The organism is Hyunsoonleella flava (assembly GCF_004310325.1).
GTDB classification, from domain to species: domain Bacteria; phylum Bacteroidota; class Bacteroidia; order Flavobacteriales; family Flavobacteriaceae; genus Jejuia; species Jejuia flava.
This window is the reverse complement of the sequence record NZ_SIRT01000002.1, coordinates 282,897-309,460: the sequence shown is the minus strand read 5'-3', so window position 1 is coordinate 309,460 and position 26,564 is coordinate 282,897. Positions and strand designations below refer to the sequence as shown.

At 35.2% G+C, this 26,564-nt stretch carries 28 protein-coding genes; 22 read left to right on the top strand and 6 right to left on the bottom strand.

The genetic code is table 11. The features are described from left to right. Positions 1-16: 16 nt before the first annotated feature. Entirely contained in the window at positions 17-1,285 is a 1,269-nt protein-coding gene (locus tag EYD45_RS04565) for an aspartyl protease family protein (protein ID WP_233702521.1), read from the bottom strand. A 185-nt stretch (positions 1,286-1,470) separates the two neighbouring features. On the opposite strand from EYD45_RS04565, the gene EYD45_RS04560 reads away from it, so the two are divergent. The 4 genes from EYD45_RS04560 to EYD45_RS04545 all read left to right on the top strand — a co-directional run bounded on the left by EYD45_RS04560 (position 1,471) and on the right by EYD45_RS04545 (position 5,075). Beyond that, positions 1,471-2,661, top strand: coding sequence for a pyridoxal phosphate-dependent aminotransferase (locus tag EYD45_RS04560; RefSeq protein WP_130963171.1), 1,191 nt, complete (start codon positions 1,471-1,473; stop codon positions 2,659-2,661). Next, complete coding sequence (gene murB / locus EYD45_RS04555) at positions 2,661-3,674, top strand: UDP-N-acetylmuramate dehydrogenase (protein ID WP_130963170.1); 1,014 nt, start codon at positions 2,661-2,663, stop codon at positions 3,672-3,674. The genes EYD45_RS04560 and murB overlap by 1 nt, the downstream gene beginning before the upstream one ends. A 69-nt stretch (positions 3,675-3,743) precedes the next feature. After that, the gene (locus EYD45_RS04550) at positions 3,744-4,274 is read left to right on the top strand and encodes an RNA polymerase sigma factor (protein ID WP_130963169.1); all 531 of its coding nucleotides are present in this window, start codon (positions 3,744-3,746) and stop codon (positions 4,272-4,274) included. Between the two features lie 12 nt (positions 4,275-4,286). Continuing rightward, positions 4,287-5,075, top strand: a complete 789-nt coding sequence (locus tag EYD45_RS04545; protein WP_130963168.1) for an anti-sigma factor — start codon at positions 4,287-4,289, stop codon at positions 5,073-5,075. 98 nt (positions 5,076-5,173) lie between these two features. Here the strand turns inward: EYD45_RS04545 and aqpZ are convergent, their stop codons facing one another. After that, positions 5,174-5,860 (bottom strand): aquaporin Z, encoded by a 687-nt coding sequence (gene aqpZ, locus EYD45_RS04540; protein ID WP_207303288.1) that lies wholly within the window; start codon positions 5,858-5,860, stop codon positions 5,174-5,176. Positions 5,861-6,012: 152 nt separating this feature from the next. Between aqpZ and EYD45_RS04535 the strand changes: the two genes are divergently transcribed. The 6 genes from EYD45_RS04535 (at position 6,013) to EYD45_RS04510 (ending at position 12,355) form a co-directional block, all read left to right on the top strand. Next, positions 6,013-6,219 carry a membrane or secreted protein gene (locus EYD45_RS04535; protein WP_130963166.1) on the top strand — a complete coding sequence of 69 codons (207 nt, stop codon included), beginning with the start codon at positions 6,013-6,015 and terminating at the stop codon, positions 6,217-6,219. A 3-nt stretch (positions 6,220-6,222) separates the two neighbouring features. Beyond that, the gene (locus tag EYD45_RS04530; protein WP_130963165.1) at positions 6,223-7,338 is read left to right on the top strand and encodes a glycosyltransferase; all 1,116 of its coding nucleotides are present in this window, start codon (positions 6,223-6,225) and stop codon (positions 7,336-7,338) included. Continuing rightward, on the top strand, positions 7,329-7,880 hold the full coding sequence (locus EYD45_RS04525) for an RNA polymerase sigma factor (RefSeq protein WP_130963164.1): 552 nt from the start codon (positions 7,329-7,331) through the stop codon (positions 7,878-7,880). The genes EYD45_RS04530 and EYD45_RS04525 overlap by 10 nt, the downstream gene beginning before the upstream one ends. Next, positions 7,873-9,117, top strand: a complete 1,245-nt coding sequence (locus EYD45_RS04520) for an NRAMP family divalent metal transporter (RefSeq protein WP_130963163.1) — start codon at positions 7,873-7,875, stop codon at positions 9,115-9,117. The genes EYD45_RS04525 and EYD45_RS04520 overlap by 8 nt, the downstream gene beginning before the upstream one ends. A gap of 49 nt (positions 9,118-9,166) precedes the next feature. Continuing rightward, complete coding sequence (lipA, locus tag EYD45_RS04515) at positions 9,167-10,045, top strand: lipoyl synthase (protein ID WP_130963162.1); 879 nt, start codon at positions 9,167-9,169, stop codon at positions 10,043-10,045. 78 nt (positions 10,046-10,123) lie between these two features. Next, a complete protein-coding gene (locus EYD45_RS04510) occupies positions 10,124-12,355 on the top strand; it encodes an ATP-binding protein (RefSeq protein ID WP_130963161.1) in 2,232 nt (743 codons plus the stop codon). Here EYD45_RS04510 and lpxK read toward each other — a convergent pair. Continuing rightward, positions 12,345-13,358: a tetraacyldisaccharide 4'-kinase gene (gene lpxK, locus EYD45_RS04505; RefSeq protein WP_130963160.1), complete on the bottom strand. Its 1,014-nt coding sequence runs from the start codon at positions 13,356-13,358 to the stop codon at positions 12,345-12,347. The genes EYD45_RS04510 and lpxK overlap by 11 nt on opposite strands. Positions 13,359-13,403: 45 nt before the next feature. Here lpxK and EYD45_RS04500 point away from each other — a divergent pair, with 45 nt between their 5' ends. From EYD45_RS04500 to msrA, 3 genes are all read left to right on the top strand, one after another. Then, entirely contained in the window at positions 13,404-14,498 is a 1,095-nt protein-coding gene (locus tag EYD45_RS04500) for a Nif3-like dinuclear metal center hexameric protein (protein ID WP_130963159.1), read from the top strand. Positions 14,499-14,501: 3 nt separating this feature from the next. Beyond that, positions 14,502-15,281 carry a zinc ribbon domain-containing protein gene (locus EYD45_RS04495; RefSeq protein WP_130963158.1) on the top strand — a complete coding sequence of 260 codons (780 nt, stop codon included), beginning with the start codon at positions 14,502-14,504 and terminating at the stop codon, positions 15,279-15,281. Positions 15,282-15,416: 135 nt separating this feature from the next. After that, a complete protein-coding gene (msrA, locus tag EYD45_RS04490; protein ID WP_130963157.1) occupies positions 15,417-16,076 on the top strand; it encodes a peptide-methionine (S)-S-oxide reductase MsrA in 660 nt (219 codons plus the stop codon). Between the two features lie 37 nt (positions 16,077-16,113). Here msrA and EYD45_RS04485 read toward each other — a convergent pair whose 3' ends face one another. Next, positions 16,114-16,914, bottom strand: a complete 801-nt coding sequence (locus tag EYD45_RS04485) for a class I SAM-dependent methyltransferase (protein WP_130963156.1) — start codon at positions 16,912-16,914, stop codon at positions 16,114-16,116. A gap of 137 nt (positions 16,915-17,051) precedes the next feature. After that, positions 17,052-17,471, bottom strand: a complete 420-nt coding sequence (locus tag EYD45_RS04480) for a (4Fe-4S)-binding protein (protein WP_130963155.1) — start codon at positions 17,469-17,471, stop codon at positions 17,052-17,054. Positions 17,472-17,588: 117 nt separating this feature from the next. Between EYD45_RS04480 and kynU the strand changes: the two genes are divergently transcribed. The 9 genes from kynU (at position 17,589) to EYD45_RS04435 (ending at position 25,940) form a co-directional block, all read left to right on the top strand. Continuing rightward, on the top strand, positions 17,589-18,860 hold the full coding sequence (kynU, locus tag EYD45_RS04475; RefSeq protein WP_130963290.1) for a kynureninase: 1,272 nt from the start codon (positions 17,589-17,591) through the stop codon (positions 18,858-18,860). Further along, a complete protein-coding gene (locus EYD45_RS04470) occupies positions 18,853-19,266 on the top strand; it encodes a hypothetical protein (protein WP_130963154.1) in 414 nt (137 codons plus the stop codon). The genes kynU and EYD45_RS04470 overlap by 8 nt, the downstream gene beginning before the upstream one ends. Before the next feature lie 3 nt (positions 19,267-19,269). Continuing rightward, positions 19,270-20,664, top strand: coding sequence for an FAD-dependent oxidoreductase (locus EYD45_RS04465; RefSeq protein ID WP_130963153.1), 1,395 nt, complete (start codon positions 19,270-19,272; stop codon positions 20,662-20,664). Between the two features lie 116 nt (positions 20,665-20,780). Further along, the gene (locus EYD45_RS04460; RefSeq protein WP_130963152.1) at positions 20,781-21,179 is read left to right on the top strand and encodes a RidA family protein; all 399 of its coding nucleotides are present in this window, start codon (positions 20,781-20,783) and stop codon (positions 21,177-21,179) included. Position 21,180: 1 nt separating this feature from the next. Next, complete coding sequence (locus tag EYD45_RS04455; protein WP_130963151.1) at positions 21,181-22,620, top strand: aldehyde dehydrogenase; 1,440 nt, start codon at positions 21,181-21,183, stop codon at positions 22,618-22,620. 3 nt (positions 22,621-22,623) lie between these two features. Beyond that, positions 22,624-23,406: an SDR family oxidoreductase gene (locus EYD45_RS04450; RefSeq protein WP_130963150.1), complete on the top strand. Its 783-nt coding sequence runs from the start codon at positions 22,624-22,626 to the stop codon at positions 23,404-23,406. Between the two features lie 177 nt (positions 23,407-23,583). Continuing rightward, complete coding sequence (locus EYD45_RS04445; protein WP_130963149.1) at positions 23,584-24,117, top strand: 3-hydroxyanthranilate 3,4-dioxygenase; 534 nt, start codon at positions 23,584-23,586, stop codon at positions 24,115-24,117. A 93-nt stretch (positions 24,118-24,210) separates the two neighbouring features. Next, on the top strand, positions 24,211-25,296 hold the full coding sequence (locus tag EYD45_RS04440; RefSeq protein ID WP_130963148.1) for an amidohydrolase family protein: 1,086 nt from the start codon (positions 24,211-24,213) through the stop codon (positions 25,294-25,296). After that, entirely contained in the window at positions 25,296-25,940 is a 645-nt protein-coding gene (locus EYD45_RS04435; protein ID WP_130963147.1) for an O-methyltransferase, read from the top strand. The genes EYD45_RS04440 and EYD45_RS04435 overlap by 1 nt, the downstream gene beginning before the upstream one ends. Positions 25,941-26,136: 196 nt before the next feature. Here EYD45_RS04435 and EYD45_RS04430 read toward each other — a convergent pair whose 3' ends face one another. Beyond that, complete coding sequence (locus EYD45_RS04430; protein ID WP_233702520.1) at positions 26,137-26,451, bottom strand: Sec-independent protein translocase subunit TatA/TatB; 315 nt, start codon at positions 26,449-26,451, stop codon at positions 26,137-26,139. Positions 26,452-26,564 lie beyond the last annotated feature (113 nt).

Genomic DNA, 26,564 nt, shown 5'->3' with positions numbered 1-26,564 from the left:
AAACCTAGGCTTCTGTCTAGGTTTTTTTATTGAATGGATTTGCTAGCCTAAAACTAAAAGTACGTTTAACGCCTTTTCTATCTACAGCAAGTTTTATCGTCTTACCGGTTTCTCCATGAAAAAACTGCGTGATTTGCTGTAACGAAAAATTATGAGTTGATTTTCCATTTATATTGAGAATAATATCTCCCTTTTGTAATCCAGCTTCTTCAGCAGGAGAGCCTTCCCTCAACTCCACAATCGCATACGCAGGTTTCAGACTTATCTCAAAGTTGTTTGAAGCTACATAGCTTGGAGCTACCGAATTATCAAAACCTTTACCTTTTATTTCAACATCTTTACTTTCGGTTTTCACAAAACGATAACCACTGTACTCTACAATAATACCAGATTTATTATAGCTAAATCGTTTTTTAAAGTTGCTGTTTCTTTTTAATGTAATTTTTGCTCTTCCATAATCAATAATAAGATTAAAACGCCTCAATATATTTCCTGAGATACTTCCATTTCTATCTTGCATCATATTATTAAAAACTATAGACTCAGCATTAGGATATGCTACATTTACGTGCTTCAAATTAAAATGCTTTAGGGAAAATGCGTCTACTTTTGAGCGTTTACCATACACACTTCCATTGAGTCCGTGTCCTAAAAAATCGTCAAAATAATATTCCCCTGGCGTTATTCCCTTCTCTTCATCTTCAAATAGCCACAAAGCATCACTACCACCTGTATCAATAAGTAATTTTACAGGAGTGTTTTTTCCATTGTTATGCAGCATCCCATACATGTACGGTTTATTATTATGAAACTCCAAATTAAAAATCTCACAGGTTTTACATTCTTTATAAATGAAAGTGTAAGGTTTGTGTAATTTCAAAAACTGTTTGGAATAGTTTATTTCAACAATAAAATCCTTCAAAATATCAAATCCTATGATGCCATGTATTGGAACACCTAATTTAGGTGTAAAATCTAAGGCCTTGTCATAAATGGCGTATAAATCTTGGTCGATCTTAATGGCATCTCCAATTTTTAAAACATTATTTTTAGACTTCAAAGCCTCGATGGAGGCGCCCTCACCTAAACCCCGCAGAAAAATAGTTTCTGTATTTTTTATCTTTAAACTATCTGAAACATTAAGAATATTAAAAATTATAGGTTTGCTCACGCCAGTATCCAGCAGAAACGAAAGTTCCACTCCATTTACCTCAACTGGAAAAACGATAAGATTGTTAATTAACTTGAACTTAATTTTCTCATTAGTCTTTTTGCTATGAAGCATAAATTGACTTTGTGCTATTGCTCCAGTAAAGGAAAACAAACTAAAACATAGGATGTATAAAAATCTCACCATTACCTAAAACTCACTAAAATTGAAAATCAAGTTACAAATCTTTGTAAAGCACCTGTAATTTAGGGGCATTTTTTAAGATAATTTTTGCAACTTTGCCCTCTAACAGTTATTTAATGCCTTCAATATCTCAAAAAGGGCGTAATATGCCCGAATCGCCAATACGTAAGCTTGTCCCTTATGCTGAAAAAGCTGAAGCTAAAGGAAAGTCCATTTATTACCTAAATATTGGCCAGCCAGATATAAAAACACCAGAAGTTGCCTTAAAAGCCGTTAAAGAGAATAATATTGAGGTTTTATCTTATTCTCGTTCAGAAGGGTCAGACACTTATAGAAAAAAAATTGCAGATTACTACGCTTATCATAATATAAAAGTTTCACATACCGATATTATAGTTACCACAGGTGCAAGTGAGGCTATTTCATTTATTTTTGGAAGTATTATGGATCCTGATGACGAAGTGATTATTTGTGAGCCATTTTATGCAAATTATATTGCTTTTGCCACGGCTAATAGCATAAAAGTAAGACCCATAATTTCGAGTATTGAGGATAATTTTGCACTCCCATCCATTGCAGAATTTGAGAAATTGATTAGCTCCCGCACAAAGGCAATTATGATTTGCAACCCTGGAAACCCAACTGGCTACTTGTATTCCAAAGAAGAAATTGAACAATTAGCGGATATAGCAAAGCGACACGACTTATTTTTGATATCTGATGAAGTTTATAGAGAGTTCACGTATGACGGACATTCCCATTATTCAATTCTAGAATTAGAAGGACTTGATGAACATACTATAGTGATAGACTCCGTTTCTAAACGATATAGTATGTGTGGTGCAAGGATTGGGTGTTTAGTTACCAGAAATGAAACTATAAGATATACCGTTTTAAAATTTGCCCAAGCACGGTTAAGCCCACCAACGTATGCGCAAATAGCTAGTGAAGCTGCCTTAAGCACGCCTCAAAGCTATTTTGAAGATGTAAAAAAAGAATATATAGAGCGAAGAGATACCTTAATTTCCGAACTACAACAGATTGAAGGTATTAAAATTGGAATACCTAAAGGTGCTTTTTACTGCATCGTAGAACTTCCTGTTAAAAATGCTGACCATTTCGCACGGTGGCTATTGGAATCTTTTAGTATTGACAATGAAACTGTTATGGTAGCTCCGGCAGAAGGCTTTTACTCTACTAAAGGTATTGGCACAAACCAAATTAGAATTGCTTACGTGCTTAATAAACAAGATTTAATTAAGGCGGTTAACATTATAAAAGAAGCACTTAAAGTGTATAAAGATTAATGCAAATACAGCAAAACATATCTCTTAAAAACTTCAATACGTTTGGTATCGATGTTAAAGCGAAATATTTTGCCTCTGTTACAAATACTAATCAATTAACTAAGCTTTTAGCCAATAAAAATTATCCTGACAAACTTGTTTTGGGTGGCGGCAGCAATATGCTATTAACCCAAGATCAAGATAAATTGGTTATTCATGTTAACATCAAAGGTATTTCTATTAAAAATGAAGATGACAATTTTGTTTATGTAGAGGCCAATGCCGGCGAAAACTGGCATGAGTTTGTACTTTGGTGTTTAGATAATGACTTTGGTGGTTTGGAGAATCTGTCCCTGATTCCAGGAAACGTAGGTACGGCACCTATACAAAACATTGGTGCTTATGGTGTAGAATTAAAAGATACTTTTGTCTCTTGTAATGCCTTAAATATTGATACACTAGAAGAAACCACTTTTACCAAAAACGATTGTAATTTTGGTTACAGAAATTCTATCTTTAAAAATGAAGCAAAGGACAAATACATCATTACATCCGTTGTTTTTCGTTTATCAAAAATCAATCATAAACTTCATATGGATTATGGTGCAATTATATCAGAGTTAAATGCCCAAAACGTTAAAAACCCAACAATTCAAGCTATTTCGAAAGCTGTAATAGCTATAAGAGAAAGCAAACTCCCTAATCCAAAAGAGATAGGAAATAGCGGTAGTTTCTTTAAAAATCCTGTAATCTCCAAAAAGAAATTTAAAAAACTACAAAGTAATTTCAAGAAGATACCAAGTTACCCAATTTCCAACAGCGAGGTAAAAGTGCCTGCGGGATGGCTTATTGAAACAGCGGGTTTTAAGGGTAAACGTTTTGGAAATTACGGTGTACACAAAAATCAAGCATTAGTTCTTGTAAACTACGGAGGCGCTGAGGGTTCTGATATTTTTGAGCTATCAAAATTGATTCAAAAAACCGTGTTTAGATTATTTGACATTTCAATTGAAACTGAAGTAAATATCTTATAGTTTAAATAAATTTCTAACTTTGACGTTTATCTGTTTCTATTACAGAACAACTGATTAAACCAACTTACATTGATTTCAAACATAGAAAAAGAAATAGTTAACTTATTGAAAAATAGCGACAAAAGAGCTATTTCCTTACTCTATGAAAATTATGCCGATGCCCTTTATGGTGTTATCCGAAAGGTAATTACTGATGAAGATACCGCTCAAGATGTTCTGCAAGAAACATTTGTAAAAATATGGCGCTATGCTAAAAAGTATGACGCATCCAAGGCAAAACTGTTCACTTGGCTTTACAGAATTGCATACAATACGGCCATTGATAAAACCCGGTCTTTAAAAAATAAAATCGAAAAAGAAGTCCAAATCGATAATTCTAGCGTATATAAAATTACAACGAACTCTTTGAACCAAGATGTTTTAGATATTAAAACCCATTTAGGCACCTTGGATGAGAAGTATCAAATAGTGATAAACGCGCTATTTTTTGAAGGTATGACACAACAGGAAGCGAGCGACGAGCTTGATATTCCGTTGGGGACTATAAAATCGAGATTAAAAATTGGATTGAGAGAATTGAAAAAAATTTACAATCCTTAATAAAACCTAGTCATGAATGAGAAAATAACTACTTTTTTAAATTCAGGCCTTTTAGATAAATATCTAATGGGTACAACAACTGTTTCCGAAACGGAACAGGTGGAAACCTACATTGCAAGATATCCAGAGGTAGAAAATGCATATAACACACTGCAGCATAATTTAGAGATTGTTGCTAAAAGCAATGCCATTGAAGCTCCTAAACAAACACTAAACAATATTTTAGAGGAACTTGATGATACACCGGTTGTTGCTTTACCACGAAAAGTAAAATATAAAAAGTGGTATAAATTAAGTATTGCAGCTAGTATTGCAGCTATTGCCTTTGCAGCTACTTCATATTTATTCTACAATCAAAATCAAAAACTAACTGAAGAAAATCAGGTGGTTGTTGATGAAATATTTGATTTAAGAGGCGATATTGAAATGAATAATAAAAAATTGGATGCTGTAATGGAACAGTTTAAACGCTTAAATGATCCTGAGACTTATAAATATATTATTCAAGGTAATGAGCGTGCTAGAGATTTAAAAACTGTAGCCTATATTAACCCAAGGGAAAAAACATCAATGATAGATGTGGTATCCTTACCACAGTTGCCGGAGGAACAGTGTTATCAAATTTGGGCAGATTTACAAGGTAAAATGGTAAGTTTAGGTATATTGAGTGAAACTGATAGACAACTTAAAAGAATTCCTTTTACTGAAAACGCAACAGGTTTAAACATTACAATTGAACCTAAAGGTGGTAACGCCGTAGCGTCTTTAGAAAACTCTGTAGCTAAAATAAGCTTGCAGTAGTGAATTAATATAGCTTTAATTATTGAAAAAGCCTCTTTCCATAATTTGGAAGAGGCTTTTTACTTGCTATTAATAACTCTTATTACAGGTTATTCTCTTTATTCCTTATCGAAAAATGCTTTATGTATAAAGCCAGCCACTATAGCTCCTGCTATTGGTGCCAACCAAAACAACCATAACTGTGCTGTAAAATCGCCTCCAGCAAATAAAGCTTGACTTGTAGATCTTGCAGGGTTTACAGATGTATTTGAAATTGGAATACTTATTAGATGAATAAGGGTTAATGCTAAACCTATAGCAATTCCTGCAAATCCTTTTGGTGCTTTTGGATAAGTACTTCCTAAAATGATTAAAAGGAAAAACATAGTTAGTACAAATTCTGCTACTAACACAGAAACCATACTATAGCCTCCAGGTGATAATTCTCCATAACCGTTAGCCGCAAAACCGCCAATATCAGTAAAATCAGATTTACCTGAAACGATGAGATACAAAACTCCTGCTGCCGCTACAGCTCCAATAATTTGTGCAATAATGTAACCTAAAAGGTGTTTCCCTTCAAATTTTCCACCAGCCCATAACCCTAAAGATACAGCGGGATTAAAATGTGCTCCAGATACATGTCCTACAGCATAAGCCATGGTTAAAACAGTTAAACCAAAGGCTAATGAAACGCCTAAAAGACCAATACCAACTTCTGGAAAAGCAGCAGCATAAATGGCACTACCACAACCTCCAAAAACCAGCCAGAAAGTTCCAAAAAATTCAGCTAATAGTTTTTTCATAATGTTATCTAGTTTTAATTGGTTAATAATGAAATTGTAATATATTAGTAATGAGACACCTAAAAAACACTTAGGTCACATCCTACTAATTATGAACAACCAAATACCATTGTTTTTTGCTAAAAACTGTATCTTTGCACAAAATCATTTACATGAAACTTCTACTGATTACACTACTTTTGTTAGGTCTTGGTGTAGCTGGAATAGCCATTAAAATTTGGGCTAAAAAAGATGGAAAATTTGCTGGCACATGCGCTAGCCAAAATCCTATGTTGAATAAAGATGGAGAAGCTTGTGGTTTTTGTGGAAAAACTCCAGACCAGTTTAGCGAATGTAATGAACCGCAACATTCGAAATAATTCATGATTATTCTGGACATTGCAATCTACACTCTCATTGTAGTTGTCTTAATTCAAGCTTTCTTTTACTTACACATCTTCGGGAAATTTGCATTTCGCAATTCGAAAAAAGCAGTTAAAAACCCTACTACACCTGTTTCAGTTATCATTTGTGCCAAGAATGAAGCAGAAAACCTCAAAACGTTTTTGCCCTCAGTAATTCAACAGGACTATAAAAATTTTGAAGTTGTTTTAATTAATGATGCTTCTCATGATGATACCTTAGAAGTCATGGAAAGTTTTTCCAAAGTGAATCAACATATTAAAATAGTTAATGTAGAACCTGTAGAAACCTTTTGGGGCAATAAAAAATACCCTTTAACTCTTGGTATAAAAGCGGCAAAACACAATGTTTTACTGTTTATAGATGCCGATTGTAAACCAGTTTCAAAATATTGGATTAAGGATATGGTTTCAAACTTTAACTCCCAAACCTCCATTGTTTTGGGTTATGGTGCCTATTCCAAAGTGAAAAACTCGTTTCTAAATAAACTAATTAGGTTTGAAACATTGCATACAGCAATTAGTTATCTCTCACTAGCCAAATTAGGAATGCCATATATGGGAGTTGGCAGGAATTTAGCATATACAAAGGCACAATTCTTCAAGGTAAATGGTTTTATGAAGCATATGCATATTCGCTCGGGTGACGACGATTTGTTTGTAAATGAAGCAGCGACTAACTCGAATACACGTATTTGTGTTTCCACTGATAGTTTTACCACTTCGCTGCCTAAAACTTCATTTAAAAGTTGGTTCAAGCAAAAACGTAGGCATGTTTCAACCGCAAAACACTATAAGCTAAACCACAAGATAACCTTAGCTTTCTTTTACACATCCAGCTTCTTATTTTGGGTGTTGTCTATTACATTATTAACATTTTGGCATTTCCCTATTTATGTTATCGCATTAATCGTGATAAGATTTATAATCACCTTTGTTACATATGGATTTTCAGCAAAAAAACTCAATGAAAAGGACCTTATTCTGTTTTTACCCTTTCTAGAAATCTTTTTAATTATTTCCCAAATGGCTATCTTTATAAATAATATCATCTCAAAACCCAAACATTGGAAATAGAAGAAGCAATCTCTCGCGCTAAAAACAATGACCAAAAGGCCTTTAATTTTTTATTGGATTTATATTGGGATGATGTATATGGCTTTCAGTTGAAACGCGTACAGAATGAAAATGACGCCGAAGATATCACCATACAAACATTCTCCAGAGCTTTTGATAGAATTGAAACATTTGATGAACAGTACAAGTTCAAAACATGGTTGATTACCATTTCAAAGAATATTCATATCGATTTAGTTCGAAAGCAAAAACAATCTATTAAGCATATCATTTCAAAAGATGATAATAGTGCCTATCAAATTTTAGATAAATCCCCTACTGTTGAAGACAAACTTATTACGGAACAAAACCTAGCTAACCTGCTTCGTGATATTAAAAAGTTAAAACCCCATTACCAAAAAGTTATCAATTTAAGGTACTTTCAAGAGTTAAGTTATAAGGAGATTTCTGCAGAATTGGACGAACCTATAAACAATGTAAAGGTAAAACTGCTGAGAGCTAAAAAATTACTTGCCGAAGTAATTAATAATAAAAATGATTAACAAACTAAAAAACCTTGGCCCTGGACTATTGTTTGCAGGCGCTGCAATTGGTGTGTCTCATTTGGTACAGTCTACAAGAGCAGGAGCTGATTTTAGTTTAGGCTTAATTTGGGCATTAATCTTAGTAACACTTTTTAAGTATCCATTTTTTCAATATGGCCCTAGATATGCTGCCGCAACAGGAGAAAGCCTTTTAGACGGATATAAAAAACTAGGAAAAGGCACATTAATAGCTTACTATGTTTTAACCTTGGGAACCATGTTTGTGGTACAAATGGCCGTTACTATAGTAACGGCCGGTATAGCATCCTCTTTATTTTACGAATTCAAACCATTTGAAATAGGTGGAACTTCAATGAATAGTGTGCAAATATGGTCTATTATAATTTTGGTAATTTGTTTGTCCTTATTGCTTTTGGGTAAATACAAATTATTAGACAACCTTATTAAAGTCATCATCATTACACTATCCATTAGTACTGTTGCTGCAGTATTTATGGCATTGTTTAACAATACATCAGCACTATCAATTGCTCAGGTTTTACCAGAAAACAGTCTAGAAGTTGCATTTTTGATAGCCTTTATGGGTTGGATGCCTGGACCATTGGACATATCAGTATGGCATTCGCTCTGGACGTTGGAAAAAAAGAAAAATCAATCCAGCTTTTCTATCAAAGGTGCTCTTTTTGATTTTAACGTGGGCTATATTGGAACTATCATTCTGGGCATTGGCTTTGTGCTTTTAGGTGCTTTAGCGATGTTTAATAGTGGCGAAACGTTTAGTGGTTCTGCAGGGGTTTTTGCAGGCCAGCTTATTGACATGTACACTACAAGCCTTGGCAATTGGGCATATATTATTATTGGCATTGCGGCATTTACCACCATGTTTAGTACCACACTTACTACACTTGACGCTTCCCCTCGCTCAATGGACAGAACTTCGGAGTTACTTATGGACAAAAGCTTTAAATATGGCTATTTATTCTGGATAGTTATGCTGGCTTTGGGCACCATCTACATCTTTTTGTTTTTGGCATCTGAAATGGGATTACTTATCAAAATAGCTACCATATTATCCTTTATTACCGCACCATTCTTCGCTATTATCAATTATGCGCTTATCTCAGGGAAACATACACCTGCAGCATGGAGGCCTTCAACTATACTGCATGTTTTAAGCTGGCTTGGAATTCTTTTCTTAATCGGTTTTAGTATTTGGTACCTTACCACATTGTAGCATAGTATTTAATGGAATACTTCGTATCTTTGCAGTTCAATTTTAATTGATGGAAAAGGAGATAATTTCGAATATACTGCCAGAGCGACAAGCGAAACCAAAATGGTTACGCGTTAAGCTGCCTACTGGAAAAAAATATACCGAATTAAGAGGCTTAGTAGATAAATACAAGCTGAATACTATCTGCACCTCAGGGAGTTGCCCTAATATGGGTGAATGCTGGGGAGAAGGTACAGCTACTTTTATGATACTGGGAAATATTTGTACACGTTCTTGTGGATTTTGCGGCGTAAAAACAGGTAGACCGGAAACGGTAGATTGGGACGAACCTGAAAAAGTAGCCCGTTCCATAAAAATAATGAAAATAAAACATGCTGTTTTAACCAGTGTTGATAGAGACGACTTGAAGGATATGGGAAGCATTATGTGGGCTGAAACCGTAAATGCTGTTCGTAGAATGAACCCTGAAACCACTTTAGAAACGCTCATCCCTGATTTTCAGGGTATCGAAAGACATATTGACCGCATCATCAATGTGGCTCCTGAAGTAGTATCCCATAATATTGAAACCGTAAGAAGGTTAACTCGCGAGGTGCGCATTCAAGCAAAGTATGATAGAAGCATGGGCGTTTTAAAATATTTAAAACAACAAGGACAGCGACGTACAAAGTCTGGTATTATGCTCGGTTTAGGAGAAACGAGGGAAGAAGTTATAGCTACACTCCATGATTTAAGAGAAAATGATGTTGATGTTGTTACTATCGGTCAATACCTACAACCCAGTAAAAAACACCTTCCTGTAAGGCGTTTTATTAATCCTGACGAATTTGATGAATACAAAGAAATAGGTCTTGATTTAGGTTTTAGACATGTTGAGAGTAGTGCTTTGGTACGCTCTTCGTATAAAGCCCAAAAGCATATAAATTAAATAAATATGCAATTTGTCGAGAAAAAAGTGTATTTTGTCGAATAAATATTTATATTTGTCGACCTATTTGAAACTAAAATGTCCCAAATAAAACAATACATATTTATTGTTTTGATGTTATTATCAAGCTGTTTGTTCTCTCAAAATGCTTTTGAGGAGGATCCAGAGATTATTCAAAATAATATCAACTATCACATTGAGCAATCTGAAAAAGATATTGAAAACTTCAATTATTTCGAAGCTCAAAAAACACTCGATGAAGCTCTAGAACTTGCCCAAAACTCCGACAACAAAAAAAGTATAGGATTAATTCAATCTATAAAAGGGCGACTTCACTTAATTATTGAAGAGGAAGATGCAGCTATTAAGGCACTTACTACTGCTGTTGAAATGCAACGCATTATTGACGACAACAAAAACCTAGGTCGTTCATACAAAACATTTGGAGATGTTTACATGGCGAAAAAAAACATCTACCAAGCGTTGGATTCCTATCGCGCTGCAAAATCTAAATTTCAAGAAGAAAAACTAGATAAGGAACTTGCAGAGACATTATTGGCTGAAGGTAATGCCTATATAGAGCTTAAAAATTATAGGAAAGCGAGAGAACTTACAGAACAAGCTGTAGCACTGGCCAGAAAAGAAGAACTAAATGTTACTTTAAGCAGTGCGCTGGTGAATCATGGAAAAATACACAATATCCTAAATGAACACGAAAAAGCTTTAAACTTCACTAAAGAAGGTTTAGAAATAGCAAAGTCTGAAGGATTAAAACCTATCCAGAACTCTGGTCTTTTGGTACTAAGCAATATTTATGAAAACACCAACAACTTTGAACTTGCAACTACTTATTTAAAAGAGCATATCAAATTGTCTGACTCCTTAAGAGCTGTAAAACGAGCAAATTTATCGCCTGAAAAACGAATTGAGTTTTTAATTAACGATCAAATTGAAAGCAACAAAAAACAGCAAGCAGAACTGGAAGAGGCTAATAGTAAAAACGATCTGAGTACTTTAATATCAATACTAAGTGTTGCTTTAATTACCATTCTGTCGTTACTCACACTTTCTTTGTATAAGAACAACAACATAAGGTTAAAGACCAACAACATGCTCCATAAAAAAAATAATGAGCTTATTGTTGCTAAAGAAAAAGCAGAATTGGCATCTAAAACGAAAGCCAATTTCTTGTCTACAGTAACCCATGAGTTAAGAACGCCACTTTATGCTGTTACGGGCTTAAGTAATATGTTATTGGATGAAGACCCAAAACCAGAGCAGATTCAGCACTTAAAATCTTTAAAATTTTCAGGAGACTACCTACTAACTTTTATAAACGATATACTTCAAATTAACAAAATTGAAGCAAATAAAGTAGAAATTGAGCCAGAACCTTTTAATCTTAAAAAGAAGATTAACAACATTATTTTGGCGCTAAACAATTCTGCATTGGACAATAACATCACTATTCATTTTGAATATGATAAAGATTTACCAGAAAACTTTGTAGCCGACCAATTGAAGATTTCTCAGATATTGATAAACCTTATTGGTAACTCCATCAAATTCACAAAAGATGGAGATATTTGGATTAGAGTATACAAAATAGGACAAGAAAACGATATGTACCAACTTCGTTTTGAAGTAGAAGATAATGGTATCGGTATAACCAAAGAGAAACAAGACAACATGTTTGAAAGTTTCTCCCAAGGCTCTATACAAATTAACCGTAAGTACGGTGGAACAGGATTAGGACTTTCCATAGTAAAAGGTTTAATCGAAATTTTAAAGGGAACTATCTACCTACAAAGTGAATTAGGTAAAGGGACAACGTTCTTTTTTGAAGTACCTTTAGAATATAACGAAGCAAAGGAAAAAGCAGCTAAGAAAGAAGTTAAAAAGCTCGATAAAAAACCTGATATTGATTTAAGTTCGGTTAAAATATTAGTGGTTGAAGACAATAAAATCAACCAAATGATTACTAAAAAGATTTTAACCAAAATGGAACTTGCCTGCGATGTTGTGGATAATGGCGAGGCTGCGGTGGATATGATAAAAACCAATAAGTACGACATTATTTTAATGGATATTCATATGCCAGGTATAAGCGGTATTGAAGCGACAAAAATTGTGCGTACTTTTGATAAGGAATTAACCATTTTTGCGCTTACTGCGGTAACCATTGAAGATAAGATGCACGAGTTTGAAGAAGCAGGATTTACCGATATTATTCCTAAGCCATTCAAGCAAGAAGAATTTGAGAAAAAATTATTTAATGCGCTGTCCGATAAAAAATCGGCTACTGCTTAAATGAGGTTACAAAGCGTCTTACCATAGCATCAAATTTCTCGTTTTCGTCAATCGTGGCCTTTATTGGCAAGTAAAACAGTTTATTATCAAGAGATTTATATTGCTTCAAACGCATAAAATCTTTTTCCGTAGTTAGTATCCTTGTTTTTGCTTCTAAATTAGAAATATCTTGCGAAGAAAATTCATGATGGTCTTTAAAATTTAAATGTTCAAAACTTAAATTTTTAGATTTTAGAAAGCTCACAAGCGGTGTTGCATTCGCAATCCCTGTCACTAGAGTGAAATCTCCCAAATTTTCTAAATTGATTTTAGAAGACTTTGATAATATGTTTTCAGCATATGAAATTGAACTAAAACACACATGCTGTCCATCTTTTGGATTTATACGCTTTAAAAATTCGGATTTATCGTGATTGGTTAAACCTAACGGACATTTAGTAACTACAATGATATTGGCACGATTTGCACCACTTCTAGGCTCTCTTAAATCTCCAGTAGGCAGAACAATATCCTTAAAATAGGGATTATCAAAGGTTGTCAATAAAACATTTAATCCAGCTTTTACTTTTCTATGTTGAAAGGCATCATCAAGCAATATAACTTGTGGCGGATCATCCAGTTGCATCAACCGTGATATGCCTCTTACACGATTACTATCCACGGCTACACGAATTATTTTACCAAATTTATTATGAAACTGATAAGGTTCATCACCTAAATCCGCAGCATTAGAATTTTTATTTGCCATTTGAAATCCTACAGTCTTCCTTTTGTAGCCCCTACTCAACGTTGCTATGTCATAATCCTCCTTTAAAATTTGTATCAAATACTCAATCATTGGCGTTTTTCCTGTACCGCCAACACTTAAATTGCCTACACAAATTACGGGTACATTAAATGCAGTTGATGATTTTATTCCTAAATCATACGCCTTATTGCGTAACCAAGTAATCAGGAAATATATCGGCACTATTGGAAATAATATTTTTCTGATGAGCTTCACAACACGAATGTAATTATTTTATCTTTGATACTAAATACAAACCTTATGATTGTACAAGACGTTATAGATCATTTAGAAAGCCTTGCACCGTCGGCCTATGCCGAAGATTTTGATAACGTAGGCCTCTTAGTTGGCGACAAAACCGCAAAAGTATCTGGCGTTTTAGTGACACTGGACACGCTAGAAACCGTCGTAGATGAAGCTATAGCGAAAAACTGCAACCTTATAGTAAGTTTTCACCCCATCATTTTTAAAGGTTTAAAAAAGTTAACTGGTAAAAATTACGTGGAGCGTGTAGTGATAAAAGCCATTAAACATAATATTGCTATTTACAGCATACACACTGCTTTAGATAATTCGTATCAAGGTGTAAATGATATGATTTGTAATCAGCTGGGGTTGGAGAACAAAAAAATCTTGATACCACAACATGGCACCATAAAAAAATTGACTACTTACGTTCCTAAACATGAAGCCGAGGTGTTAAGGAGGGCTTTATTTAGTGTTGGCGCAGGCAGTATTGGTAATTATGATAATTGCAGTTTCAATGTAGAAGGTTATGGCACATTCAAAGGCAACGACATGTCATCTCCCACAATTGGAGAAAAAGGAGAAACGCATACTGAGCATGAAACAAAAATAACGGTAACATTTGCAAAACATTTAGAATCAAGAGTGTTAAAGACACTTTTTGAAACCCATTCGTATGAAGAAGTGGCTTACGAAGTAATTACCATTGAAAACAAAAATCAACATATAGGTATGGGTATGATTGGCGAGCTTACAACGCCACTTTCAGAAAAAGACTTTCTAACTCATCTTAAAACAAAAATGAAAACGGGATGTATTCGTCACTCCGATTTTCTGAATAAGGATATCAAAAAAGTAGCGGTCTTAGGAGGTTCTGGAAGCTTTGCTATCAATGCCGCTAAATCGGCAGGAGCTGATGCATTTGTTACGGCCGATTTGAAATATCATGACTTCTTCTCTTCTGAAAATTCCATTCTTTTGGCAGACATTGGGCATTACGAAAGCGAACAATTCACAAAAACGCTTTTAGTAGAGCATCTTACGAAAAAAATTACTAATTTTGCAATCATTTTATCAAACACAAATACCAATCCTGTTAAGTATTTTTAAAGTATGGCTAAAAAGAAAGAAGTTAGTGTAGAAGAGCGTTTAAGAGCCCTTTACGATTTACAACTTATAGATTCTCGCATTGACGAAATAAGAAACGTACGTGGAGAATTGCCTTTAGAAGTAAGAGATTTAGAAGATGAAGTTGCTGGATTAAACACCAGACTTGAGAAATTAGTAAACGACCTAGCTGTAATTGATAACGATATTTCATCTAGAAAAAACTTAATTGAAGAGTCTAAAGCACTAATAAAAAAATACGGTGAGCAGCAAAAAAATGTTAGAAACAACAGAGAATTCAATTCTCTTTCTAAAGAAATCGAGTTTCAAGAATTAGAAATTCAATTAGCCGAAAAGCACATCAAGGAATTTAAAGTTCAAATTGAGCAGAAAAAGGAGGTTATTGCTGGTACAAAAGATCAGTTAAAAGAACGTGAAACACACCTTAAACACAAAAAAGGAGAGTTAGACGCTATTTTAGCCGAAACCGAAAAAGAAGAGCAAGCCTTATTAAGCAAATCAGAAGAGTATAAAAAACAAATAGAAGACCGTTTGGTTGCTGCCTATGACAGAATTCGTAAAAATGTAAAAAACGGACTAGCAGTGGTACCGATTGAAAGAGGTGCTTCAGGTGGTTCTTTCTTTACTATTCCGCCTCAGGTTCAGGTAGAAATTGCTTCTAGACAAAAAGTAATAACTGACGAGCACAGTGGCAGAATCCTAGTCGACGCTGTTTTAGCTGAAGAACAAAAAGCAAAAATGGAGAAATTGTTTGCTAAACTGTAAACGCTTTTCAACTACATATTCAAGAGCCTTCAGTTTTCTGAAGGCTTTTTTTATTGAAAATAATTTTAAAACAACTTTCACACTTAATTATTTAAGGTTTAGTATTTTTAAACGTCTATTAGAAAAAGAAAAAACATGAGAAATTTAATCACCCTTTTAGTTGTAGCATTAACATTCAGTTGTCAAAACTCAGCACAAAACAATAAAAAACAGCAAGCCGTTATAAATGCAGAACCGGTTGAAGTCCCTATTAAAAATGGCAAAGCAAAAGCCTATTTTGCAAGTGGCTGTTTTTGGTGCGTAGAAGCGGTTTACGAGAGTATAAAAGGTGTAGACGAAGTTATTAATGGCTATGCCGGAGGCTATACCAAAAACCCAACCTACGAGGCGAGTAATACAGGACGAACAGGACATGCCGAAGCTGTTGAAGTAATTTATGACCCAAAAGTGGTAAGTTTTGAAATTTTGGTAGATGCTTATTTCGCATCACAAAATCCAACGCAGGTAAATGGACAAGGCCCAGACAGAGGTTCACAATACCGTTCTATTATTTTTTATCAAAATGAAGCTCAAAAGAAAATTATATTAGAAAAAAAAGACGCTTTGGCTAAAAAACTAGACGCTAAAATTGCGGCCGAGGTATATCCATTCCAAAAGTTTTGGGTAGCTGAGGATTACCACCAAAACTATGAGCGTTTACACCCTAATAATAGTTATATCCGCAATGTGTCTATCCCAAGATTAAAGCGTTTTCAAGCTAAGTTTCCAAAGGAATTGTTGAAGGAGAGTCATTAATTTAGCACAGTCCTTCTTTTTTGGGAAACTACTTAGCCTATATTTTTACAGCCTTCAAACAAAAAACCAAAGGATATAACCTATCCTTAGTCACAAACATTCCAGAATCTTGCTTTTCCAAATTTGGTAACACGTCATAAGGGCTTTCATCGTATTCTTTTAAATACTCAATATGCAAACCCGCTTCGGTTAGTGCTGTAACTACCTCGCCTAAACCGTGGTTCCAGCCATACTCCTTACTTATCATTTTAGAGTTTTCGTTGGCATAAGTACCTTCGTATTCTTCATAAATTACATCGTCTTGCATATAACCGTATTTCATCACAGGTTTCTCTTCTAGATAATCAAACATCCAAACTATAGGGTGGAATTCTACCATAAAAAAAGTACCGCCTTTCTTTAAGCGTTCCGCAATCATTTTACCCCAAGGTTTTAAATCGGGCAACCATCCAATTACGCCATAACTGGTGAACACAACATCAAACACATCTTTTATATACTTTGATGTATCTAGAACATTACAGCATACAAATTCTGCATCCAACTTCAACTCAGTATTCAATGCTTTGGCTAATTTTATGCCCTCATCACTTAAATCTACCCCTATGCATTTGGCTCCTAGCCTACTCCAACTTAAGGTATCTTGCCCAAAATGGCATTGTAAATGCAATAGCGATTTTCCCTTTACATCGCCCAAAGCCTCTAATTCATAAGGCATAAGGGACGAATTTCCTTTCTTAAAAGCTTCCATGTTGTACATCTCACTTTTGGCATGAACTTTGACCTTAGTATTCCAAGTTGCTTTATTGGTTTCAAAAAAAGAATGGTTTGATTTCATTTCTGTAAGTTTAACATCTAAATGGCGACCAATATCGTAAATAAAGTATAACGTTTTTTCCGCATACGCGTCTATATATATCCAAAGCGCCTCAATTATAAATTGAAGCGCTTTATCTTTTTATATAGTTTCTTAAACTATCCTTTAAATTCAGTTTTTACGTGAGCTCCATCACAATATGGTTTGTTATCTGATTTTCCACATCTACAAAATGCTGTGGTTTTGTTTTTTACTTCCTCGTTTCCATCTTTATCTACGACGTTCAAAGTGCCATACACTAGTAAGGGACCATTTTCCAAAATCTCAACTTTTGTTTCCACCGTTTCGGTAGTTTCATCTCCTTCATCATTCATATAATAACGCAACGCACCTGATGGACATTGCTTTACTTGGTTTATTATAGCTTCGGTTTCGGCCTCATCCATTTTTATCCAAGGTCTTAATCTCGGTCTGAAAACTCTTGGTAAACCCTTAGCGCAAATCGCAGAATGAATACATTTATTAGCTTCCCAAACTACTGTAGTTTCGCCATTTGTATATTCCTTTATTTTCCCCATAACTTTAAGTTTTTACTAAAGATACAAAAAAATCAATGTATGATAAACCTATAGTTTTAGGCTTCCTTCCTAAGTTAATATTGTTTATTTTTGTTAGAACTCGAAAATCAAAATACATTGTCCAATTACAGATTAGGTCTTGAATATGCTTTAGAACAAGATCAAAATGATGCGTTAAAATTGTACCGAAATCAATTTCATATTCCAAAAGACAACCTTGGAAATGATTTGGTTTATATGACAGGAAATTCTCTTGGATTACAACCAAAACAAACTAAGGCTTATGTAAATCAAGAGCTTGAAGATTGGGCAAATTTAGGGGTTGAAGGGCACTTTGAGGCTAAAAACCCGTGGTTAGGGTATCATGAGTTTTTAACCGAAACTATGGCAGATGTTGTTGGCGCTAAACCTATTGAAGTGGTGGTAATGAACACCCTTACCGCTAATCTTCATTTTATGATGGCTTCGTTTTACCAACCCACTTCAAACCGTTATAAAATAGTGATTGAAAGCGATGCATTTCCTTCAGATAAATATGCCGTAGAATCGCAATTAAGACACCATGGTTTTAATGATAAAGAAGGTCTCATATTATGGAAACCGAGAAAAAACGAGGAATTACTCAATTATGAGGATTTAGAAAGCATTTTAGAAGAGCATGGTGAAGCAATTGCATTACTACTAATTGGTGGCGTGAATTATTATACTGGTCAGTTTTTTGATTTAAAACGCATTACTAAATTAGGGCATAAATATGGTTGTATAGTCGGTTTTGATTGTGCACACGGTGCTGGCAATGTACAGTTGAATTTACACGATTCTGGAGCAGATTTCGCAGCATGGTGCACATACAAATACTTAAATTCTGGCCCAGGAAGTTTAGCAGGTTGCTTTGTACACGAAAGACATGCTTACAGAAAGGATTTAAACCGATTCGCAGGCTGGTGGAGCCACAACAAACAAACACGTTTTAAGATGCGCGACGACTTTGACCAGTTACCCGGAGCAGAAGGTTGGCAACTGAGCAATCCACCAATTTTATCGATGGCAGCCATAAGATCGTCCCTTGATGTATTTGCAGAAGTTGGTATGGATAAATTAGTTGAAAAATCTAGAAAGCTGACAGGTTATTTTGAATTTCTGCTGAAAGATTTGGGTGAAGATGTCATTAGGATCATAACTCCAAGTAATCCAGAAGAACGCGGATGTCAATTGTCAATTCAAGTTAAAAATGCCGATAAATCTCTACATGACAAATTAACCGCATATGGAGTTATTAGCGATTGGCGTGAGCCAGATGTGATTCGTTGTGCGCCTGTGCCTTTGTATAATTCGTTTGAGGATGTGTATCGATTAGTTGAGAAATTGAAAGTTATTTTGAATGAGTAGAATATTAAAGATTATACTTATTTCTATTTCCTGTTTAAGTTGTGATTCAGGAACTTTCAAGAACGACCCAAAAACATGGAATAAAGTATTCGGTGGAGAGGCACCAAACGAAATAGAAATATTAAATTCAAGATTTTGGAAGTCTGCTCACTTCACATATGAATACGAACTATTTATGGAGTTTAAATCAAGCCAAAGTTTTGCTGATTCTTTTTTTATTAAGAAATTTAGATTCAAGCCTACAAAAGCACCAAAATTTGACCTAAATTATGATGAAGAAAAACCTAAATGGTTTGTTCCTAAAAGGTTTGAAGCATATGATGTATGGCAAAGTGATACTAACAATATGAACTTATTGATTGACAAATCATCAAACCTAATGTTTTTGTATGCATTACAGCTTTAATTTATGAAACAACAAAACATATTAATCATAGGCGCAGGCCTTTGTGGTTCACTTCTCGCCCTCAGGCTAGGACAAAGAGGTTATAATGTTTCGGTTTACGAAAAACGTCCTGATTTAAGAAAAGTCGATATCAGTGCTGGTCGTTCCATTAATCTAGCGTTTTCAGATCGTGGCAATAAGGGCATGAAAATGGTAGGACTTGAGGAAAAAGTTAAACAACTTTGTATCCCCATGCATGGGCGAATGATTCATGATAACCACGGGAATACATTTCAATCCAATTACAGTGGTAGAGATCATGAATATATCAACTCTATTTCCCGTGGCGGTTTAAACGCTTTACTTTTAGATGAAGCTGAGAAACATAAAAACGTCAGCATATATTTCAATAAAAAATGTAAATCTGTCAATTTTGAAAAAACTACTGCACTGTTTAAAGACTATAATAGTAAAGAAGAATTTATTGAAGATGCGGATATCATTATAGCTACAGACGGCGCTGGTTCTATCTTACGAAAAAGCTATTATTTGGGCAAAAAGTTCTTGTTCAGTTTTTCGCAAGAATATTTAACGCACGGGTATAAGGAATTAACCATTCTTCCTAAGGCCAATGGCGATTATAAAATCCATAAACACGCATTACATATCTGGCCCCGAGGTAATTTTATGCTAATTGCTCTACCAAATTTAGATGGAAGCTTTACGGTAACACTTTTTTTAAGTTACGATGAAGGCCAACACAATTTCAATAATTTAACTAGCGAGGATAGGGTACTTAGGTTTTTCCAAAAAGAATTTCCTGATGCTTTAGCTGTAATGCCAAATTTATTGGACGATTTCTTTACAAATCCTACTGCGCCTTTAGGAACTATAAAATGTTCGCCTTGGCACTATAAAGGCAATACGCTTTTAATGGGAGATGCAGCTCATGCTATAGTTCCGTTTTATGGACAAGGGATGAATGCCTCTTTTGAAGACGTCGTAGAATTTGATAAGATTTTAGATAAACACAAAGGCAACTGGAAAACTGTTTTCTCTGAATATGAAAAAACTAGGAAAAAGGACACCGATGCCATTGCTGATTTAGCCATTGATAATTTTCATGAAATGAAAGACCATGTGGCAAATCCTATTTTTCAAGAGAAACGAAAAATAGAAATGGCTCTGGAACAGGAATTTCCAAATGAGTACTCGTCAAAATATAGTTTAGTTACCTTTAATGAACATATTGGTTACCGTGAAGCAATGTTAAAGGGACGTGCACAGGACAAAGCTATTTTAAACATGCTGGCTGGAGGTGTTATTTCACCCAATGATGATATGAACATCATTTTGGAAAAAGTAAAAACAGAAACTGAAGCCATTCTTGAAGATGATAGAATTGCTGGACTAAAATAAAGCCTACGAAACCCTTCCAAAGGAAGAAAACTTAAAAGGCTGAAAAAACAAACAACTAAATTCTTACTTCACCCGAGTAAGACTCCTTAGAAGGGAGATTAATTAGGGCTTTTATTATGGACACAGTTACACCAAGAGGCGCTTATCCGCATATAAAACGTGTAGGCGATTTTATTTTTGTTTCAGGTACAAGTTCTAGGCGACCAGACAATACTATTGCCGGGGTTGACATTATTGACGACATGGGGACTAAAAAACTAAACGCATACACTCAAACCCAAGAAGTCTTAAAAAACATAGATAAGAATTTATCTCAAGTTGGTGCCTCTTTAAAAGATATCGTTGATGTCACTTCGTTTTTAGTAAACATGAATGACTTTGCAGATTATAACAAGGCATATGCAGAATTTTTTGATGTCGCCACTGGCCCTACGCGAACAACAGTCGCAGTGCATCAGTTGCCTCATCCAGATTTGGTTGTGGAGATTAAGGTTGTGGCTTATAAAAAGTTATAAATTGCAAATCCAAAACTACATCAACGGCAAATTTATTAATCCATTATCAAACAATTGGATAGATAATTATTGCCCTGCTACTGGTGAAGTTTATGGTCAAGTACCCAACTCATCAAAGGAAGATGTGGAAAAAGCATATCAAAGTGCTAAATCTGCGTTTAAATATTGGTCTCAAACAAGTTTTGAAGAACGGAGCGAAATTCTCCTTAGAATTGCAGAATTACTCGAAGCCAACTTAGAGCGTTTCGCTGAAGCGGAAAGTAAGGATAATGGCAAACCTGTTTCCATGGCCAAAACCATAGATATTCCTAGAGCTGCCAGCAACTTTCGTTTTTTCGGGCATGCCATAACCCAGTTTGCAAGTGAGAGTCATGAAAGTGTAGGTCAAAATGCCATTAATTATACCTTGCGTCAACCTATCGGTGTGGTGGGCTGTATTTCGCCTTGGAATCTGCCACTATATTTATTTACCTGGAAAATTGCACCAGCAATAGCAGCAGGAAATTGCGTTGTAGCTAAACCCAGTGAAGTTACACCTATGACAGCCTATCTTTTAAGTGAAATACTAAATGAAGCTGGCCTCCCAAAAGGCGTTTTAAATATTGTTCATGGTTTAGGAGCAACCACAGGACAAGCCATTGTAGAGCATCCAGAAATAAAAGCAATTTCGTTTACCGGAGGCACACAAACTGGAGCGCATATTGCCGAAGTTGCTGCACCCATGTTCAAAAAACTTTCTTTGGAACTTGGTGGTAAAAATCCAAACATCATTTTTGCCGATTGCGATTATGATAATATGCTGCAAACCACGGTACGCTCTTCGTTTACTAATCAAGGCCAGATTTGTTTATGCGGAAGTCGTATTTTTGTTGAAAGCTCGATATTTAATCGCTTTAAAAATGATTTTGTTGAAAAGGTAAAGCAACTAAACGTTGGACATCCATCAGAAATTCACACTGATATTGGAGCTTTAGTTTCAAAACCACACTTAGAAAAAGTTTTGAAACACATTGATATTGCAAAAAGTGAAGGTGGAAAAATATTGTATGGAGGTAACAAAGTTATTGTTGAAGGTTATGAAAACGGCTATTATTTAGAACCAACAGTTATTGAAGTTTCAAATAACGATTGTCGCATCAACCAAGAAGAAGTATTTGGGCCAGTGGTTACCATTATGCCATTTAAAACCGAAAAAGAAGTCCTAGAAATGGCCAATAGTGTAAAATATGGACTATCTTCAACACTATGGACAAACAACCTAAAACGCACTATGCGAATGAGCAACCAATTGCAGACAGGTATCATTTGGGTAAATACTTGGATGCTGCGCGATTTAAGAACACCGTTTGGTGGCATGAAGGCTTCGGGTGTTGGACGTGAAGGTGGCTTTGAAGCACTTCGATTTTTTACTGAACCAAAAAATGTTTGTATAAAATATTAATCAATGAATCTTAACTTAAACAATAAAAACGCTTTAGTCTGCGGAAGCACACAAGGCATAGGAAAAGCTACGGCCATTGCGCTTGCTGAAGAAGGTGTTAACGTAACACTTGTTGCCAGAAATAGAGAAAAGCTAAAAGAAGTCTTAGAAGCACTACCTAAGCATAGAAACCATAGCTATATTGTTGCCGATTTCTTAAATCCTAGAGACCTACAGGAACAAGTCATTAAATTTATAGAAAGAGAACATGGGTTTCATATTTTGGTGAATAATACGGGTGGGCCGGCAAGCGGTGAAATTGTAAATGCTAGTTTAGAAGCTTTTGAAAACGCATTTACAATGCACGTAAAATGCAATCATCTATTGGCGCAAGCTACAATTCCCTTTATGAAAAAAGAAGGTTTTGGAAGAATTATAAATGTAATTTCAACTTCGGTAAAAGAGCCTATTCCAAGACTTGGAGTAAGTAACACCATAAGAGGTGCGGTTGGTAATTGGAGTAAAACACTATCTATTGAAGTTGCTGAATTTGGTATAACGGTAAACAATGTGCTTCCTGGGTTTACTGATACTGAGCGCTTAACCGAGATTATTAAAATAAAAGCGAAGTTAGAGAACACCTCTATGGAGGAAATGACCGAAATTATGAAAAATTATACACCGGCGAAACGTTTTGCCCAACCTGAGGAAACCGCTAATGCAATCACCTTTTTAGCAAGTGAAGCTGCTGGGTATATAAATGGTATAAATGTTCCTGTGGATGGTGGCAGGACAAAATCTTTGTAATTTTTAACAAGCCAAATTTACCTCAAGAAAACAGGTATTTGTATCTTTAGTACGAATTCTGCGTTAAGGATTGAGGCATTTGTTGAAGCTCCTCGCAGAGAGCCACTGCCGAAAGCCTGACCCACTTGCCCTGAGGGACTCGAAGGGTGTGGGTAACGCCCAAAACATTATAATAACATGAGCAATTTAACATCTCCCATAAATTTTAAAGCTTGGATTGAAGAAAATAGGCATTTACTAAAACCTCCTGTGGGTAATAAAGTGGTGTGGAAAGATGGTGATTTTATAGTGATGGTTGTTGGTGGGCCCAATAGCAGGAAGGATTATCATTATAATGAGACACCCGAGTTTTTCTATCAGGTTGAAGGCGATATTGTTCTAAAAATTATTGATAAAGGCACACCAAAAGATGTGCACATTAAGGAAGGTGATATTTATTTATTGCCTCCAAAAGTGCCACATTCTCCTCAACGAGGGGCGAATACTGTTGGGTTGGTAATTGAATATAAGCGCCCAAAGGGCACCAAGGATGCACTACTTTGGTTTTGCGAAAATTGTGTTACTAAACTCTATGAAGAGGATTTTACTTTGGATAATATTGAAACCGATATGCCTAAAATTTTTGATAAGTATTACGGTGATATGGACAAACGCAGCTGTCCAAATTGCGGTGAAGTAATGCAACCACCTAAAAAGGTTAAAATCGAGTAATTATCCAATGATTGCCCGAATACGAACAAGTATGACGAAGTCAATTATTAAATGAAAAAGATTGCCACGGCTTAAGCCTCGCAATGACGCAAAATGGAAAAACGTAAACTAAGAATTAACGGTCATTCTCACCTGCTTCCCTATCCAGAGGAAATACCTGAATTCATGCGTGAAAAAGGGATTTTTTGGGTAGACAAAGACCGTAAGTTTATGTTGCAAAAAGGATGGAAACGTCCTGTGACGGATTCTAGTTTTTTTTTAAACGAAAAGCTAGAATGGATGGAACGCAATAAACTGGATCATGCTGTAGTGCTAAATTTGTCTCAACTTTACGGCAACGGTTTACGTGTTGAAGAGATGAAAAAAGCTTTACGCTTTCAGAATGATTTTAATGCACGCATTCAATACGAGCATCCAGATAAATTTACTTGTGGTTTTGTGGTGCACCCTGGTTTTATTCGAAGTGCTGGATGGGAAATAGAACGCTGTGTGGAAACTTTAGGGATGCGTCTTTTGTGCTTGCCCACACACTACATGGATACCATCGGTACTTGGCGCTGTATCTTTGATGAAGAAAATGAACCTCTATTTGAACTAGCCGATAAGTATAATCTTGCTGTTGAAATTCATCCCTATGATGGTGAAAAGTTTATTAATCTTGAAAATACCGCATGGAGATTTCACCTTATTTGGATGCTTGCACAATGTGCAGACGCCTATCACTTTTTAACCTTAAATGGGTATCAGGAAAAGTTTCCAAATATGAGGACTTGTTTTGCTCATGGCGGACAGCTGGCACAAATTAATCTAGGGAGACGGATTCAAGGATTTGATGGCAGACCAGATTTATTTGAAGGCAAACACCACCCAAGAAAAGCTGTTGGTCATAAAAACATTTTCTTTGATACTTTGGTTCATGATACTGGTGGTCTCGATTTATTAATACGAAACCATGGAGCGAAACAGGTTTTAATGGGACTCGATGACCCTTATCCTCTTGGAGAAATGGAAAGTGAGCCACAATCTTCGTATCCTGGAAAACTATTGGACTTGGCTATTGAACGAAATATTATCAATGAAGAAGAATACGATGCCATTTGGGAAGATAATGTTTTACAATGGCTATTTGGAGATGATGATAATGGTAAAAAAGATTTGGTACATAAAATTTTAGCTTGATGCATTTTATACCAGAAGAATTAGACGATTATGTTGTTGTACATTCTGAGGATGAACCAGAATTGTTACAAGAATTAAATAGAGAAACCAATCAAAAAATTTTGCAACCACGAATGCTTAGTGGGCATTACCAAGGCAGGATTTTAAGTATGATCTCTAAATTGGTTAATCCTAAATATATTCTGGAAATCGGTACTTATACGGGTTATTCAGCGATATGTTTAGCGGAAGGCATGCAACCTAACGGACAACTTCACACCATAGATATCAATGAAGAATTGTACGACTTCCAACGAAAATATTTTGATAAATCGGGATATGGTCAATACATTATACAACATGTAGGTAATGCTTTAGATATCATTCCAACGCTTGATAAAACTTTCGATTTGGTTTTTATTGATGCAGATAAAGAAAATTATGCCAGGTATTTTGAAGCTGTGATTGACAAATTAAATTCAGGCGGCATTATTTTATCAGATAATGTGCTTTGGAGTGGAAAAGTTTTGGAAACTAAATTTAAAAAAGAGGATACTTCTACGCCTGCACTTATTGAATACAACAAACTACTAAAAAAAGATAAGCGCGTGGAAACAGTTGTTTTGCCTATTCGGGATGGGTTGACGATCAGTAGAAAGTTATAATTGAACTTTTCTCATAATGGTACTAAGACGCAAAGAGATAAGACGGGCTAAATACTGAACTTAACGGATAAACGCGTTAACGCTTGCAGCGGCATCCTTTTTTAGGCACGAGAAAAAAATATAGTGGAAAGCCTGTCCTCTTTAGGGTAACACCCAAATAAAAAATAATTAGATTGTGGTAAATGAGTGTAATTAACTAAAATTTACGCTTAACAGAACCTGTAAAATCCTCCAAATCGTCTTTTACCTTATCGATTTCCTCTTTTACATCTTTTGTGATACTTGTATCTACGCCGTGACTTTCGGCGGTTTTAGTGATCTCATGCTTTATATCGTTTGTAGCGTCTTTTAGCGTACGCATGCCTTTACCCAAGCCGCGGGCTATTTCAGGTAGTTTATCAGCTCCAAAAACCATGATAGCGATAAAAAGAATAAACGCAATCTCGGTGCCACTGATAAATAAAAATGTAGAGTGCTGTATCACGGTACAAAAATACATGATTTTTTTCATTTGTAAACTTCATAATCCAAATGAAAAAATGATATATGAATGGAACAATCTGCTGGCGTAAAAACTATTTAAAGTTGTTTTACGAGCAAAAAAAGCCGATTTAAACAATCGGC

Bases quoted from the DNA above. Each gene is read 5' to 3' on its own strand.
- EYD45_RS04435 (WP_130963147.1), top strand. From the start codon at position 25,296: ATGCATTTTATACCAGAAGAATTAGACGATTATGTTGTTGTACATTCT.
- EYD45_RS04480 (WP_130963155.1), bottom strand. From the start codon at position 17,471: ATGGGGAAAATAAAGGAATATACAAATGGCGAAACTACAGTAGTTTGG.
- EYD45_RS04445 (WP_130963149.1), top strand. From the start codon at position 23,584: ATGAGCAATTTAACATCTCCCATAAATTTTAAAGCTTGGATTGAAGAA.
- EYD45_RS04530 (WP_130963165.1), top strand. From the start codon at position 6,223: ATGATTATTCTGGACATTGCAATCTACACTCTCATTGTAGTTGTCTTA.
- EYD45_RS04485 (WP_130963156.1), bottom strand. From the start codon at position 16,914: ATGAAATCAAACCATTCTTTTTTTGAAACCAATAAAGCAACTTGGAAT.
- EYD45_RS04520 (WP_130963163.1), top strand. From the start codon at position 7,873: ATGATTAACAAACTAAAAAACCTTGGCCCTGGACTATTGTTTGCAGGC.
- EYD45_RS04500 (WP_130963159.1), top strand. From the start codon at position 13,404: ATGATTGTACAAGACGTTATAGATCATTTAGAAAGCCTTGCACCGTCG.
- EYD45_RS04440 (WP_130963148.1), top strand. From the start codon at position 24,211: ATGGAAAAACGTAAACTAAGAATTAACGGTCATTCTCACCTGCTTCCC.
- EYD45_RS04430 (WP_233702520.1), bottom strand. From the start codon at position 26,451: ATGAAAAAAATCATGTATTTTTGTACCGTGATACAGCACTCTACATTT.
- EYD45_RS04535 (WP_130963166.1), top strand. From the start codon at position 6,013: ATGAAACTTCTACTGATTACACTACTTTTGTTAGGTCTTGGTGTAGCT.
- EYD45_RS04470 (WP_130963154.1), top strand. From the start codon at position 18,853: ATGAGTAGAATATTAAAGATTATACTTATTTCTATTTCCTGTTTAAGT.
- EYD45_RS04495 (WP_130963158.1), top strand. From the start codon at position 14,502: ATGGCTAAAAAGAAAGAAGTTAGTGTAGAAGAGCGTTTAAGAGCCCTT.
- EYD45_RS04510 (WP_130963161.1), top strand. From the start codon at position 10,124: ATGTCCCAAATAAAACAATACATATTTATTGTTTTGATGTTATTATCA.
- EYD45_RS04460 (WP_130963152.1), top strand. From the start codon at position 20,781: ATGGACACAGTTACACCAAGAGGCGCTTATCCGCATATAAAACGTGTA.
- lipA (WP_130963162.1), top strand. From the start codon at position 9,167: ATGGAAAAGGAGATAATTTCGAATATACTGCCAGAGCGACAAGCGAAA.
- aqpZ (WP_207303288.1), bottom strand. From the start codon at position 5,860: ATGAAAAAACTATTAGCTGAATTTTTTGGAACTTTCTGGCTGGTTTTT.
- msrA (WP_130963157.1), top strand. From the start codon at position 15,417: ATGAGAAATTTAATCACCCTTTTAGTTGTAGCATTAACATTCAGTTGT.
- EYD45_RS04545 (WP_130963168.1), top strand. From the start codon at position 4,287: ATGAATGAGAAAATAACTACTTTTTTAAATTCAGGCCTTTTAGATAAA.
- EYD45_RS04565 (WP_233702521.1), bottom strand. From the start codon at position 1,285: ATGCTTCATAGCAAAAAGACTAATGAGAAAATTAAGTTCAAGTTAATT.
- EYD45_RS04450 (WP_130963150.1), top strand. From the start codon at position 22,624: ATGAATCTTAACTTAAACAATAAAAACGCTTTAGTCTGCGGAAGCACA.
- EYD45_RS04465 (WP_130963153.1), top strand. From the start codon at position 19,270: ATGAAACAACAAAACATATTAATCATAGGCGCAGGCCTTTGTGGTTCA.
- murB (WP_130963170.1), top strand. From the start codon at position 2,661: ATGCAAATACAGCAAAACATATCTCTTAAAAACTTCAATACGTTTGGT.
- EYD45_RS04560 (WP_130963171.1), top strand. From the start codon at position 1,471: ATGCCTTCAATATCTCAAAAAGGGCGTAATATGCCCGAATCGCCAATA.